Origin of the sequence: Streptomyces sp. NPDC001532 (assembly GCF_040298625.1) — a bacterium.
In the GTDB taxonomy this organism is placed as follows: Bacteria; Actinomycetota; Actinomycetes; order Streptomycetales; family Streptomycetaceae; genus Streptomyces.
On sequence record NZ_JBEPAL010000042.1, the window covers coordinates 38,179 to 51,951 of the forward strand.

The 13,773-nt window shown below is 72.7% G+C and carries 11 protein-coding genes; 7 read left to right on the plus strand and 4 right to left on the minus strand.

Translation table 11 applies throughout. The features are described 5' to 3' along the window. Window positions 1-36: 36 nt before the first annotated feature. From ABT232_RS30340 to ABT232_RS30350, 3 genes are read left to right on the plus strand one after another with little or no spacing between them, the layout of a single operon-like run. On the plus strand, window positions 37-1,356 hold the full coding sequence (locus tag ABT232_RS30340; protein ID WP_351845685.1) for an MAB_1171c family putative transporter: 1,320 nt from the start codon (window positions 37-39) through the stop codon (window positions 1,354-1,356). Next, window positions 1,353-1,964 carry a toxin gene (locus ABT232_RS30345; RefSeq protein ID WP_351845687.1) on the plus strand — a complete coding sequence of 204 codons (612 nt, stop codon included), beginning with the start codon at window positions 1,353-1,355 and terminating at the stop codon, window positions 1,962-1,964. Before ABT232_RS30340 ends, ABT232_RS30345 begins: the two co-directional genes overlap by 4 nt. Further along, window positions 1,961-3,397, plus strand: a complete 1,437-nt coding sequence (locus ABT232_RS30350) for an NAD(P)/FAD-dependent oxidoreductase (RefSeq protein WP_351845689.1) — start codon at window positions 1,961-1,963, stop codon at window positions 3,395-3,397. Before ABT232_RS30345 ends, ABT232_RS30350 begins: the two co-directional genes overlap by 4 nt. Before the next feature lie 470 nt (window positions 3,398-3,867). Here the strand turns inward: ABT232_RS30350 and ABT232_RS30355 are convergent, their stop codons facing one another. Both ABT232_RS30355 and ABT232_RS30360 read right to left on the minus strand, forming a co-directional pair. Further along, a complete protein-coding gene (locus ABT232_RS30355) occupies window positions 3,868-4,632 on the minus strand; it encodes a hypothetical protein (protein ID WP_351845691.1) in 765 nt (254 codons plus the stop codon). A 314-nt stretch (window positions 4,633-4,946) separates the two neighbouring features. Beyond that, the gene (locus tag ABT232_RS30360; protein WP_351845693.1) at window positions 4,947-5,813 is read right to left on the minus strand and encodes an SCO4651 family lipoprotein; all 867 of its coding nucleotides are present in this window, start codon (window positions 5,811-5,813) and stop codon (window positions 4,947-4,949) included. Window positions 5,814-6,140: 327 nt separating this feature from the next. On the opposite strand from ABT232_RS30360, the gene ABT232_RS30365 reads away from it, so the two are divergent. Together ABT232_RS30365 and ABT232_RS30370 are read left to right on the plus strand one after the other, a co-directional pair. Further along, window positions 6,141-7,019, plus strand: a complete 879-nt coding sequence (locus tag ABT232_RS30365; RefSeq protein ID WP_351845695.1) for an ANTAR domain-containing protein — start codon at window positions 6,141-6,143, stop codon at window positions 7,017-7,019. Window positions 7,020-7,116: 97 nt separating this feature from the next. Continuing rightward, window positions 7,117-7,359, plus strand: coding sequence for a DUF6411 family protein (locus tag ABT232_RS30370; RefSeq protein ID WP_351845697.1), 243 nt, complete (start codon window positions 7,117-7,119; stop codon window positions 7,357-7,359). A 168-nt stretch (window positions 7,360-7,527) separates the two neighbouring features. On the opposite strand, the gene ABT232_RS30375 is transcribed toward ABT232_RS30370, so the two are convergent. Continuing rightward, window positions 7,528-8,112, minus strand: coding sequence for a TetR family transcriptional regulator (locus ABT232_RS30375; protein WP_351845750.1), 585 nt, complete (start codon window positions 8,110-8,112; stop codon window positions 7,528-7,530). Window positions 8,113-8,316: 204 nt separating this feature from the next. Between ABT232_RS30375 and ABT232_RS30380 the strand changes: the two genes are divergently transcribed. After that, the gene (locus tag ABT232_RS30380) at window positions 8,317-10,998 is read left to right on the plus strand and encodes a beta-glucosidase family protein (protein ID WP_351845699.1); all 2,682 of its coding nucleotides are present in this window, start codon (window positions 8,317-8,319) and stop codon (window positions 10,996-10,998) included. Between the two features lie 126 nt (window positions 10,999-11,124). Continuing rightward, on the plus strand, window positions 11,125-13,017 hold the full coding sequence (locus ABT232_RS30385; protein ID WP_351845700.1) for an RICIN domain-containing protein: 1,893 nt from the start codon (window positions 11,125-11,127) through the stop codon (window positions 13,015-13,017). Here the strand turns inward: ABT232_RS30385 and ABT232_RS30390 are convergent. Beyond that, window positions 12,988-13,734, minus strand: coding sequence for an N-acyl homoserine lactonase family protein (locus ABT232_RS30390; RefSeq protein WP_351845702.1), 747 nt, complete (start codon window positions 13,732-13,734; stop codon window positions 12,988-12,990). The two genes, ABT232_RS30385 and ABT232_RS30390, sit on opposite strands and share 30 nt — an antisense overlap. Window positions 13,735-13,773 lie beyond the last annotated feature (39 nt).

Here is a 13,773-nt window from a genome sequence, read left to right on the forward strand (position 1 = left end):
GGTGGCGGTGCTGCCCGGGAAGGGGAGCGCCGGCCGGTGAGCACCCGAGCGATCAGTCACCTGCCCTACGCCCTCCCCACCGTCCTGCTGCTGGCCGGGCTCGGAGCCAAGCTCCCCACCTTCCTGCGGTCCTGGCGCAACCCCGATGTGCGCGCGACCTGGTTCGTGCTGCTGTGGGCCTCGGGAGTCTTCCTGTCCGTGGCACCGTCGAGCATCCACCGGATCAACGCGGTGACAGGCGTGCCGAACATCGCGGCTCCCTGGATCTACTCGCTGCTCGCCGGGTTCTGCGGCGCCTGCCTCGCCATGATCATCACCTGGCGGGAAGAGCCGTCCGACCGGCGGCGCCGGCGGATCCGCTGGGTGTGGCTGATCCACGCGGGCATCATCACCGCCCTGTGGGTCACCTTCCTCCTCGCCGAGGTGCCCGAGGAGCGGATCTACGACCTGGACACCTACTACGCCACCACACCCTGGATGCGCGAGCACATCCTGCTCTACCTGCTGGAGTACCTGACCTCCACGGTCGTCTCGGCCTGGATGATCTGGACGTGGATCTCCCAGGTCGGCGCCCGCTGGCTGAAGACCGGGCTGGTCTTCCTCCAGGCCGGGTACGCCTTCGGAGTCGTCTTCGCCGTCGCCAAGCTGACCGCCGTCGGAGCCCGCTGGACGGGCCGGGACTGGGACACACTCAGCGTCGACGTCGCCCCGCCCTTCGCGATCCTCGGCGCCACCCTCGTCGCCGTCGGCTTCCTGCTGCCGCTGGTCGGACCCTTCCTCCAGACGTGGCCGCGGGAGCAGAACTGCCACTGGGCCCTGCGGCCCCTGGCCCGGCTCATGGACGCCGTCGGGCCGTCGGCCGCCCGCGCTCGCGTCGGCCGCTTCGCCCCGCTGGACCTGCGCCTCATGCAACGCCGGCAGCACATCCACGACGGGCTGCTGCGCCTCGCCCCGTACGTCGACCACGACCTGTACCGGCGGGCCCACCAGGAGGCGGCGGCCCGCCACGGCACGGTGCGAGCCCGCGGCCTCGCCGGAGCCGTCACGATCCAGGCGGCCGTCGGCTCCTTCGGCGAGGGCGCCCGGCGCGAGAGCGCTCACCGCGAGGACGCCCGGCGCGACACCCGTGCACAGCCCCCACAGATCGGTACCGACATCACCGACCACATCGAGTCCATCTCCCGCGCCCTCCGCCACCCCCGCGCCGTCGAGGACCTCCGCCGACGGGTGTCGCCGCACCGCGCGGGCGGTGAGGACCCCGCGTCACGCGAACCCGGGTCATGTGCTCCCGAGTCACATGAGCCCGGGTCACGTCGTCCAGTCCGCCTGCCCCTGTCCGGAGGGAGCGACCGATGAGTTCCAAGGCGATGAAGGCACTCCTCGCCGCCCTGACCGCCGAAGCCGCCGGGAACATCGAGCGGCCGGCCGATCACCGAGTCGTCATGCGGGCCTTCTGCGCGGCCATGAGCGCCCGCGCCGGACGGCCCGTCCAACTCGTCTTCCGCGCCTTCCCGCAGGACATCCCCGTCTCCGGCCTGCGCCTGGACTGCGGTGACCGGTCCATCGTCGTCGTCGAGGAACGCGCGGTCCCCGAGTCCCAGCTCGTCATCCTCGGCCACGAACTGTGGCACGAGGAGCAGGGCGACGGCGGACACCACATCGCCGGCCTCACGGCCTCCGCGCGCTCCCTGGGCCCCGAGGAGTCACCCGACGCCGTACGCCGTGCCGCGGAACAGATCCTGGCCGCGCACGAGGTCCCCCGCGAGGCGCTGCTCACCCTCGCCGCCCGCGCCGACTCCGCCGACGAGCACGAAGTGGACGCCGAGACCTTCGGTCTGCTCTTCGGCCGCGAAGTACGCACCTGGGTGACCGGGCGCTACGCCCAGGGCCCGGTCAGCGCGAACACCGTCGAGGGACGCATCAACCTCACCCTCACCCACCGGGCCGGTGGCCTGCCGGGATGAACCGCCCGAAGCGAGGGTGCGCGCACCCGGCGAACGGATCCACCACCCGTCGCCCCACCGCGATCGTGATCGGCGCGAGCGCCACCGGGCTCTTCGCGGCGGCGGTGCTCGCCGAGTTCGCCGACGTCACCGTCGTCGAACGCGATGAGCTCCCGGACGCGCCGGAACCCCGCCGCGGCGTGCCGCAGTCCCGGCACGCCCACCTCGTGTGGAGCGGCGGCGTGAAGGCCTTCGACGAACTGCTGCCCGGCGTCGTCGACGAGATCGTCGACCGCGGCGCGCGGCTCGTGCCCGTCATGCGCGACATGGTCTCGCGCGCCCCCAACGAGGTGTGGTTCCGGCGCTTCACCGCCGGCCGCCACCACAGCCTCGTCTGCTCCCGGCCGCTCCTCGACGCCGCGCTCACCGCCCGCGTCCTCGGCGACGAGCGGATCACCCTCCTGCCGCGCACGCACGCACACGGACTGCTCGGCACCGCCACCCGCGTCACCGGCGTCCGGGTCGGGTCCGGCGACGGCGACGACGAACGCGACCTGCCTGCCGACCTGGTCGTCGACGCGTCCGGACGCGGCTCCCGGGCGCCCCAGTGGCTCGCCGCGCTGGGCCTGCCGCCGGTGACCGAGCGGGAGGTCGACGCCGGGGTCGCGTACGCCACCCGCCTCTACCGGGCGCCCGGCACCACGGCGGGCACCGGCTTCCCGATGGTCAACGTGCAGCCCAACCCCGCCGAGGCTCCGGGCCGCGGCGGCGTCATCCTGCCCGTCGAGGACGGCCGTTGGATCGTCACCCTGTCCGGCACCCGGGGCGGCGAACCCGGCGGTGACCCGGACGCCTTCATCGACTTCGCCCTCGGCCTCGGCGACCCCGTCATCGGAGAACTGCTCAAGACCGCCGAGCCGATCGGCGGCGTCGCCACCACCCGCAGCACCGCCAACCGGCGCCGCTACTACGAGAAGGCGGCCCACTGGCCCGACGGCTTCACCGTGCTCGGCGACGCCGTCGCCGGCTACAACCCCGTCTACGGCCATGGACTCACCGTCGCCGCACAGAGCGCCCTCGCCGTCCGCGCGGTGCTGAGGGCCACCGGCCTCACCGCGCCGGGCACGGCCCGCCGGCTCCAGCGCGCGGCCGCCCGTCCCGTCACCGCGGCCTGGGACCTGGCCGTCGGGCAGGACGCCTTCTATCCCGGCGCGACCGACACACCGCCCACCACCGTCGAACGGCTGCTCGCCGCCTACGTCGACCGCTGTGTGGTGACCGGTGCGAGCAACCCGCGCGCCCTCGCCGCCCTGCTGGACGTCATGAGCCTGGAGAGGCCCGCCCGTCGCCTCTTCTCACCCGACCTGCTTGTCCCCATGATCCTCGGCCCGAGAAAACCCCTCCTGCGATGCCCGCCCCTGACCGAACGGGAACGACGAGCCGCACTGGACTGACATGCCCGCCCCGCTGACCTGGCGGCCTCGGGCGGGCGCCGGCCGCTCGGATGCCGTCCGGGGCGGGACGTGGTGTGCTTCCTCGGTCTCTCGGACGCAGAAGATCTCCACCCCGCCGCCGGTGGGCACACACGCGTGGGCCACACAGCCGTCGAAGATCCCGGGTGTCTCCCGGAGCTTGGCACTGAAGGCGTCGTACTGGCAGCGGCTGCATGCCTTCGCCGAGAAGATGATGCCGGTCGCCGCCGCCCAGGGCTGGCCGATGAGCGAGGACCGCCCCTGGGTCGTGCGGGTGCACAACTACTGGGTTCCCGGCGTCGGAGGCCGGCCGGACGGCGCGGCGCGCGCACGCCGGGCACAGGACGCGCCCAGCCCTGCCGGTGCGCGTGCAGCGGCAGGGCGAGTGGTGCCGGTGGCCGCCGGGCGAGTGGTGCCGATGGGCCCGCCGGACGGTGACAGGACGGCTCGCGTCAGCTGTCGGCCTTCTCCTCCTCGGCCTGGGGCTTCGCCTCCTGCGCCGGGTCCGGCTCCGGTGCCTCCGAGGCGGTGTAGTAGACCGAGCTGCCCTGCTTGCTGCGCTGGGCCTGGTTCTTGGCGACGAGACCTTCGAGCGTGGTGCGGACGACGGTGCTCTTGATGGCGCGCTCGGGGTGGATCTCGGAGAGCGCGGTGGCGATCTCCGCCGCCGAGCGCGGCTCCTTCTGCTCGGTGAGGTGTCCGCGGACCAGTTCCACCAGCGTGGGCTGGGCCTGCTGGGCCGGTGACGCCTTCTTCGGTGCCTTCTTCGCGGCCGTCTTCCTCGCCGCGGCGGGCTTCGCCGATGCCTGCTTGGCCGATGCCTGCGTCGCCGCCGCGGGCTTCGCCGCGGGGGACTTGGCCGCCGCGGACTTGGCGGTGGCGGGCTTCGCCGTCGCGGGCTTCGCCGTGGCGGTGGTCTTCTTCGCCTTCGCCGTCCTGCCCGCGCCCGACGCGCTGCTGCTCCGCTTGCGCGGAGTGGGCACGGTGGGGGTCTCCGGCCCGGCGGTCTGCGGCGCGGGCAGCGAGGCGTTGCCGAGGGCCTGCTGCACACTCACCAGCAGTTCGTGGTCACGCTTGAGCGCGGTCAGCTGCTGCTGAAGAGCGTCGATCTCGGCGGTGAGGCGTTCCTGTTCCTTGGTATTGCGTTCCAGGTCGCTGGTCACCTGAGCGATGTACTGCGACGACAATTCGGTGGCGTGGACCGTGTTCTCGGACATGGTTGCCGACTCTCCTCGATTCGCGACCGTGACTCGGACGTCTCTGACGGCAGCCGCACACCATGAAGGCCATGCCCCGTCGACGGGCGGGGCGATGCGCAACTTCTGCAAAGGCTGCTGATGAAGAGATAGCACGGAAGAGCGGCGCCTGTGTCCATCTCGTACGGTTCCATGGGCCGTGGAGTGGTGATGGACATCATCTGACGAGTACTCAGTTGGCTTTGTCCGACGCGTAATTCACCGGCATCGAAGAGTTCTCGAGGAGTGTCGGAAATTCCCGTCCGACGGGGGAGTGCTGAGGGCGGGGTGACGCGTCAGCTCTGCGTTCCGCCCTGTTCAAGGGCCTCGTCGGTCATGTCGGTCACCTGTCGCGCCGGAGGGGTGTCCGCGTCCACCTCGGTGCCGAAGTCGGTGAACTCCAGGACCGTGCGCACCGTCGCCCGTCGCGGTGCGGACGAGGCCTTGGTGGAGGTGTCGTCCTTGGTGGTGGGTGTCGCCTTGACGGTCATGTCCACCTGTTGACGGCGGATGCGCCCCTGTTCGTCGAGCCACAGGTCCATCGGCAGTGTGGGGCCGAGCTGTTCGGCGAGGGTGTCGCCGTCGGGCAGCTTGGCGACATCGACCGTCACGCGGTACCGCGTGGTGTCGACCCCGTCGATCGTCGCGGTGCCCTTCTTCGTCACGTCCTTGTCGTCGATCGCCTTGGCGAAGGCGGCCGACTGGGCCGGATCACTCATGGATTGACTGCCGGCCCCCTGCTGGGCGGCGACCTTCTCCAGGTCGATCCTGATCCACGGCTTGCCGTCGGGTGCCTGCCCCTCGGGCAGCTTCTGATAGAGCACCTGGTCGATCACACGCTGCTCCATCCGCTGCCCCTGCGCGGTGACCGCCATGACACTGTCACCGTCCTCCAGATCGACGGTGCCCTCACCGTTCGCGGTCACCGACTCACCCCCGGCCGAGGACCGCACCTTCAGGGACACCCGCGCCGTGTCCTCCTCGGCCGTCCGGTCGTAGGCGGAGCGCACCGCCCGCGTGCCCTGCTCCTGGGTGTCGGCGGCGGGCGACTCCTTCGCGGCTCCGGCCGTGCCGTCGTCGTTCCCGCAGCCGGCCAGTACGGTGCCGGCGAGAACTCCGGCGACGGATAACGCCCCGATCCTCCTGCCGCGACTGCCTGACATGGCCATAACGATGCTCCTCTCAGCCGTTCCGGCGGCCGGATCGATGCGACCCGGGCCGTGTCCGATGCCCCAAGTGCCCGTGTATGGCGTGAACACACCTCATGCATGGGCCAGTTGGGAGATCCGCAGGTCGCCATGGGTGCGCCGGGTGACGGCCGCGGGCGACGACCAGCTTGGCGGCGGCCCGGCGGCGCGGTCCGGCCCGCGTGCGACGGCGGGGGTTTGACCTCGGACGAGGCGGTTAGGTTCGCCAGGAGTGCTTGGGAGTCAGGCGCTGTCCGCGGCCGGACTCTCCGTGCCGCAGGCGACCTCGGAGGGAGCACTCGTATGGACCAGCCGCCGCGGCACACGGCCGCAGCAGGCGACCCGGACACGCCGCCCGCCCTCGACGCCGGCCCGGTCCGTGAAGCGCCGCACCGGTCGTCCGAGGAGCTGGACCGGCGCAACCGCCTGCTCGCCCGGGAACGGGTGTCCCGCGCCCAGGAGGTGCTGCGCGGCCGGTACCGCATCGCCTCGCACGAGGAGGCGTTCGCACTGCTGAAGGGTGCCTCGCAGCAGTTCAACATCAAACTGCACACCCTGGCCGACGCGGTGGTGCGCACCCCCGCCCCCGACGCCGGCGCCGACACCTGGTTCCCCGGCCGGCCCCGCCACCGTGCACCGATGGTGCCCGGTCTGGCGGTGAACACCGGTGAGCCGGGCAGTCAGGGAGCCGTCCTCAAGGCGGCGCTCCAGCGGGTCCTGGCCATCACCCAGACGTCCATGGGCAACGTGCAGTTGATGGAGGGCGGACGGCTGCACATGACCCGGCACACCGGACTGAACAAGTACTTCACCGACTTCTTCACCTTCGTCGACGCGCCGACCACGGCCTGCTCGCAGGCGGCCGAGGAGCGGCGGCAGGTCACCGTGCGGGACGTGGCGACCGCGGACGTCTTCGACGAGCCGTCACGGCACGCGATCCTCCAGGCCGGCAGCAGGGCGGCACACAGCCTGCCGCTGGGGAGCCCGGCCGGCGCGGTGCTCGGCATGATCTCCTCCCACCACGACAGGCCGCTCCCGGGGTTCACACGGGCGCAGCTGGCGGCACTGGAACGCACCGGCGCGGACGTCGGCCGCTGGCTGTCCTGGCACCGCCACACCGTGGTGCGCGACGCCCTTGAGCATCTGCACCGCAGTGCGGGCGCACGCCCGGCAGCGCGCTGACGCCCCTGGCTCCGGTGCGTGTTCACGGCGCGACGGGGCACGCGCAAGCCACGGACCGCCCGGTCCGGCCCCCGCAGTCGAACCTGAGGAGCCCGTCATGATGATCGCCGGAATCATAGTGCTGTGCGTGGTGCTCGCCCTGCTCGCCTTCCTCCTGCCGCGGCTGTCCCGGCACCCGCAGAACGGTGCGCAACGCACTCTCGGTGCCGGATCCCGCGCCGGTTCCAAGGCGCCCGGCTTCCTTGGCCGGCTGCTCAGCAAGCCGTTCAGCTCCAGCTCCCGGGCCGTCGGCCGCAGCGGTTCGGCGGGCCGCCGGGCGCGGTGGCGGATGCCGTTCTGACCGGGCCTAGGGGGCGTCTCGCCGATCACGCCGGGCTCCCGGCGTCTGGCACCGCGCCTCGCCGCGTTGTCGTCGGTTGCCGTGGCTCCGCCATGCCGCCCTCCTCCGCCTTGCGATGCACGGCACCAGACGCCGCTCGCTGATCCGGCCTGATCGACGAGACACCCCCTAGGTGAGCCCGGCCACCAGTGCCGACACCGCCCGGTCCGTGGAGGCCGCCATGTCCACGCGGTCGGGCGCCAGCAGCCACTGCACCTGCAGGCCGTCCATCACGGCGATGATCGCGTTGGCGGTGTCCTCGACGGCCGTATCGCCTCGGACCTCGCCCAGCTCGCACGCCTCCCGCAGCGCCTCGGCGACCAGCGCGCGCAGACCCTCGTACCGTCCGCGGAAGTACTCCTGGGCGGGGTGCCCGTCGGTGACGCTCTCCGCGGACAGCACGGCGTACAGCCGCACGATGCCCTCGCGTTCGGCGTTGCGCGCCGCGGTGTCGACGAGGTGCCGCAGGAACGCGAGCCCGCGCGGGCGTTCGGTGCCCAGCTGTTCGATGTCGTCGTCGTCGCGCAGCTCCAGCACGCTGGTCAGCAGGTTGGCCTTGGAGCGGAAGTGGTGCAGCACGCCGGCCTGGGTGAGCCCGGCGCGGTCGGCGATCTCGGCGAGTGAGGCGTTGTTGTAGCCGCGGGCGGCGAAGGTGTCCATGGCGATGCGCAGGATGTCCCGCTGCCGCTGCTGCGCCTCCGGGCTGCGCGGTATGCGGGGCTTGGGCTTGCGGGCCGGTTTGCCGACCGACTGGTTGCTCACGCGCCACAGCTTAGGTGCGGCGGGTCGCCCCGCGTCGAGGTCAGGAGCCCGCGTCGCAGACGTGTGACCCAGACCACTTACTAAGTGTTTAGTAAGTGTGCTTTCATGTCGCCGTCACGTCGACGGAACGCCGTCGTCAAGGCTGGAAGGACTCCCATGTCCCCGCTCTCGCCCCCGACCGCCACCGCGGCCGCCACCGCTCCGGCCACCTCACCGCCGGCCGACGAGAGCCGCTGGGCCGCCCGGATCGGCGCCCTGGACCTGGAGTCGAAGGTGCGGCTGCTGACCGGCGCCTCGCTCTGGGAACTGCCGGCGGAGCCCCGCCTCGGACTGCATCCGGTGGTCACGTCCGACGGGCCGCAAGGCGTACGGGGCACGGGCGCGACGCCCGGCGAGAAGGGACTGCTGGCCCCCGCGCCCAGCGCGACCGGCGCCACCTGGGACCCGGAGCTGGCCGAGCGGCTCGGCGGGCTGTTCGCCGCGGAGGCCCGCCGCAAGGGCGTCGACGTGGTCCTCGCACCCCTGGTCAACCTCCAGCGCACCCCGGTCGCCGGCCGGCACTTCGAGTACCTGTCCGAGGACCCGCTGCTGACCGGCGCCCTCGGCACCGCACTCGTACGAGGCCTCCAGAACGCCAAAGTGGCCGCCTGCCTCAAGCACTACGTCGCCAACGACTCCGAGACGGACCGCACCCGCTACCGCTCACGGATCGACCCACGGACCCTCCGCGAGGTCTACCTCGCCCCGTTCGAGAGGGCCCTCGCCGACGCCTCCCCCTGGAGCGTCATGGGCGCCTACTCGGGCGTCGACGACGGCATCGAGTCGGCCCCGATGCTGGAACACCGCGGGCTGCTGCGCGGCGTGCTCAAGGGACAGTGGGCCTACGACGGAGCCGTGATCAGCGACTGGGCCGCCACCCGTTCCACCGCGGCCTCCGCCGACGCGGGCCTGGACCTCGTCATGCCCGGCCCCGAAGGCCCCTGGGGAGCGGCCCTCGTCGACGCGGTCCGCCGGGGCGAGGTGGACGAGCACGTCATCGACGACAAGGTGCTGCGCCTGATGCGCCTGGCCGCCCGCGTCGGCAAGCTCACCGAGCCCTGGGCCCCGGACGCACGGCCCCCGCGCCCCGCCGGCCCGCCCGCCCCCGGCCCGGTGGGCGAGGCGGACTTCGCGCTGCTGCGGGCGGTGGCCGCGCGCGGCACCGTGCTGCTGCGCGACGAGCCGCACCTGCTGCCCCTCGACACCGCCCGGCTGACCGGCCTCGCGCTGATCGGACCGAACGCCGTCCAGCCCTACCTCCAGGGCGGCGGCAGCGCCTACGTGCCCGCCGTCCGCACCGTCACCATCGAGGACGGACTGCGCGCCGCCCTGCCCGAGCACATCGCACTGAGCGTCCACCGCGGCGGATCCTCCCGGCGCCACGCCCCGTTCATCGACCCCGCGCACCTCCCCGACGGCATGCACGCGGTCTGCCTGGACCGGAACGGCGACACGCTCAGCTGCACCAGGCGCCACACCGGCGACTGGGGCGGCTTCGACGACCTCCCGGACGCCACCCACCGGGTCGTGCTCAGCGGCCGTGTCACCCTGTCCGAACCGGGCGCGCATCTGCTGGAGTTCGGCTGCGCCGGCCGTTTCACCGTGGCACTCGACGGCGAGACCATCCACTCGGGCGACGACGACCGCGGGGTCGAACTCGTCCTGGAGTCCAGCCACAGCCACCCCGTCACCCACCGCCGCACCGTGCCGGTCGGTGACACGCCCGTCCACCTGGACCTGCGGATCGACCTGCACGTCGTCGACGCCGACGGCTACGGCCGGTTCGTCGCCGCGCACGTGCGGCACCTGCCTCCGGGGCCGTCCGTGGACGACGAGATCGCCGAGGCCGTCGCCGCCGCGCGGGCCGCGGACGTCGCGGTGGTGGTCGTGGGGACGAACGAGGAGGTCGAGTCCGAGGGCTGGGACCGCCCGGACCTGGAACTGACCGAGCAGCAGCACCGGCTGGTGCGCCAGGTCGTCGCCGCCAACCCGCGCACCGTCGTCGTGGTCAACGCCGGCGCGCCCGTCCTGCTGCCGTGGGCCGCGCAGGTGCCGACCCTGCTGTGGGCGTGGCTGCCCGGGCAGGAGGCCGGCCACGCCCTCGCCGACGTACTGCTCGGCCACGCCGAACCGGCCGGCCGGCTGCCGTGGACGCTGCCGGCCCGCGCGGCGGACGTCCCGGTGCCCGACGCGCTGCCGTCGGACGGCGTCGTCGACTACACCGAGGCCCTGCACATCGGCCACCGCGGCTACGACCGCGCGGGGCTCGAACCGGCCTTCCCCTTCGGCCACGGACTGGGCTGGACCACCTGGTCCTACGACCACGCCGAGATCCACGAGACGTCCGTCTCCGCCCACCCGAGCCGCCCCGCCGGCGGAGACGGACCCCATCTCACCGTCACCCTCACCAACACCGGACCGCGAGCCGGACGGGAGGTCGTCCAGGTGTACCTGGACTCACCGGACGACGGCACCGACCGGCCCGTGCGCGTCCTGGCGGGCTTCACCAGCCTGCCGGTCCCGGCGGGCGCCACCGCCACGGCCACGGTGACCCTGCCCGCGCGCGTGTTCCAGACCTGGGACGAGCGGGCCGCCGTATGGCGCACCCGCACCGGCCGCCACCGGCTGCGCATCGGCCGCTCCAGCCGCGACCTGCGCCTCGACATCGCCGTGGACGTCGAGGCCGCAGCCCACGGCTCGGACGGAGCGCAGGGCGAAAGCGGAGCGCAGGGCGAGGGCGGCACCGCCGACGGCCGCATCACCGTACGTCCGGGAGACGCCGCCACCGGCCGCGAGTGACACCCAGGCCGTGAGGCCCGCGAGCACCACCCTTCGAGCCCCGGCCACGGGCCGCGCCCACGCGTGGGACAGGTGCGGCCCGGCCGGCGCACCACCCCGTCAGGTCATCGACGAAGGAGCCGCATCGTGTCGCACAGACGTCCCCTCCGCCCTCGATCGCGTGCCGCGGGCATCGCGCTCGCCCTGGCCGTCACCGGGTTCGGTCTCGGCCTCTCCTCGACCGGCACCGCGCAGGCCGCCGACCCGGTGGCACAGGTCTGGGTCACCACCCCGGACGGCGCCAGGAAGCTGACCCCCGAGGGCAGCGTGCCGTTCACCAGCACACCCCAGTCCATCGACATCCGCGTCGACGCGAGCAGCACCGGACAGCGGTTCACCGGCGCCGGAGCCTCCGTCACCGAGGCGTCCGCCCACCTGATCCGCGGACTGCCGCAAGGCACCCGCGACGCGCTGATGAACTCGCTGTTCTCCACCGCCGGGGACGGCATCGGCCTGAACTACCTGCGCCAGCCGCTCGGCAGCACCGACTTCGACACCGACACCGCCTTCTCCACCTACGAGGACACCCGCGGCTCCTTCTCCATCGACCGCGACCGGCCGGAGATCCTGCCCGTCCTCGAACAGGCCACCGCCATCAACCCGCGGATCCGCTTCATGGGCTCACCGTGGTCACCTCCCGCCTGGATGAAGACCGGCGGCTCCCTGGCTGGCGGCAGCCTCAAGAGCGAGCACTACCAGGACTACGCCGACTACCTGGTCAAGGCCGTCAAGGCGTACCGACAGGAGGGCATCGAGCTCACCGACCTGACCGTCCAGAACGAGCCCGAGTTCCCGACGACCTACCCCTCGATGTCCATGACCTCGGCCGAACAGGCCAGGTTCGTCAAAGTCCTCGACACCACCCTCACCGCCGCCGGCCTGCCCACCAACCTCCTGGCCTACGACCACAACTGGGACCACCCCGACTACCCGCTGGAGGTGTTCGCCGCCACCAGCGGCGTGGGCCGGCTCATAGGCGCCGCCTTCCACTGCTACGGCGGAGCCCCCGAGGCCCAGCAGCGGATCGCCGCCACCGGCAAGCGCGTCTTCTTCACCGAGTGCTCCGGCACCGACAGCGGCGACGGCACCGCCACGTTCGCCGACACCCTGCGCTGGCACGCCGAGAACCTCGTCGTCCGCAACATGCGCAACGGCGGCGAGACCGTCGTCAACTGGAACCTCGCCCTGGACCGGAACGGCGGCCCCCACCAAGGACACTGCCAGACCCGCTGCAACGGCATCGTCGAGATCGCGAACGGAACCGTCACCCGCGGCGCCGAGTACTACGTCCTCGGCCATGTGACCAAGTTCGTCAAGCCCGGCGCCACCCGCATCGGCTCCACCAGCCAGGGCGCCGGCGGCGTCCAGAACGTCGCCTTCCGCAACCCCGACGGCTCCCGGGCCGTCTACGCGGTCAACACCGCCGCCTCCGCACAGACCTTCTCGATCACCGACAGCGGCCGCTCGCTGCGTCACACCCTGCCCGCCGGAGCCGTGGCGACCTTCACCTGGCCCGACCCCCAGCCGCCCACCGGCAACGGCATCGACCCCGCCCGCTGGTACCGGGTCGCCAACACCACCAGCGGACGCTGCCTGGACGCGGCCGACTGGGGCACCGCCGACGGCACCCTCCTCCAGCAGTGGGCCTGCGGCACCGCACAGGCCAACCAGTCCTGGCAGTTCACCCCGACCGGCGACGGCCACTACCGCGTCGTCAACCAGCACAACTCCAGGGCCTGGGACGTCGACGGCGGCTCCGGCGCCACCGCCGACGGCACCAAGGTCCACCTGTGGGCCTACGTCGGCGGCACCAACCAGCAGTGGCGCCCGGAACCGGCCGCCGTCTCCGGCACGTACCGCTTCGTCGCCCGGCACAGCGGCAAGTGCCTCACCGTCGACGGCTCCTCCACCGCGGACGGCGCCAAGCTCTCCCAGCGCACCTGCGACGGATCAGGAGCACAGACCTTCCGCCTGAGCTGAGCCCCGCTGGAAGTCGTCGGTCGCCGGTTCCCAGACCGAGCAGTCGTGGGCGAAGAGCACCCGCCGCGGGTCGAAGTCGGCCAGCCGCTCCAGCCAGTGCGGGTAGGGCGGGAGCGGCTGGTCCTCACCTTCGAGCGTGGCGTGGCGGGCCAGTTGGGCGGAGGCGAACTGGGACGCGAAGTCGTGCGCCTGGCCGGCGAGCACCACACCGCCGTCGCTCCGCCGCAGGACGAGCGACTGGTGTCCGGCCGTGTGGCCCGGCGTCGGGACGATCCACACGCCCGGCCACACCTCGGCCTCGCCGGAGAGCTCTTCGTAGGTGGCGCCGGAGAAGTCGACGAGTTCGTCGACGGTGTGGCCGCCGCGGCGGGCGGTGGCCAGTTCGACGTCCTGGACCAGGATGGGCTTGCCCGCCATCAGCGGATTGCCGCCGCAGTGGTCGAAGTGCAGATGGCAGTTGACGACCAGCGAGATGTCGTCGGGGCTCACTCCGGCCGCCGCCAGGGCGTCCCGCAGCGGGCGGCGCCGGGGCCGGTAGTGGGCCTCGGTGTCCGGGTCCGCCTCGCCGATGCCGGTGTCGAAGAGGAGCAGGCCGCGGTCGTGCCGGACCAGGTGGGCCAGCACGGGCTCGACCCGCGGATGCGGCCCGCCCGTCTCCGCCGCGGGCCGGACGAAGTGTCCCAAGTCGAGGCGCCGTACGCCCGGTTCGTTGCCCATGACCACATCCTGGCAGGTCCTGCCGACCCGTCGGGGCAT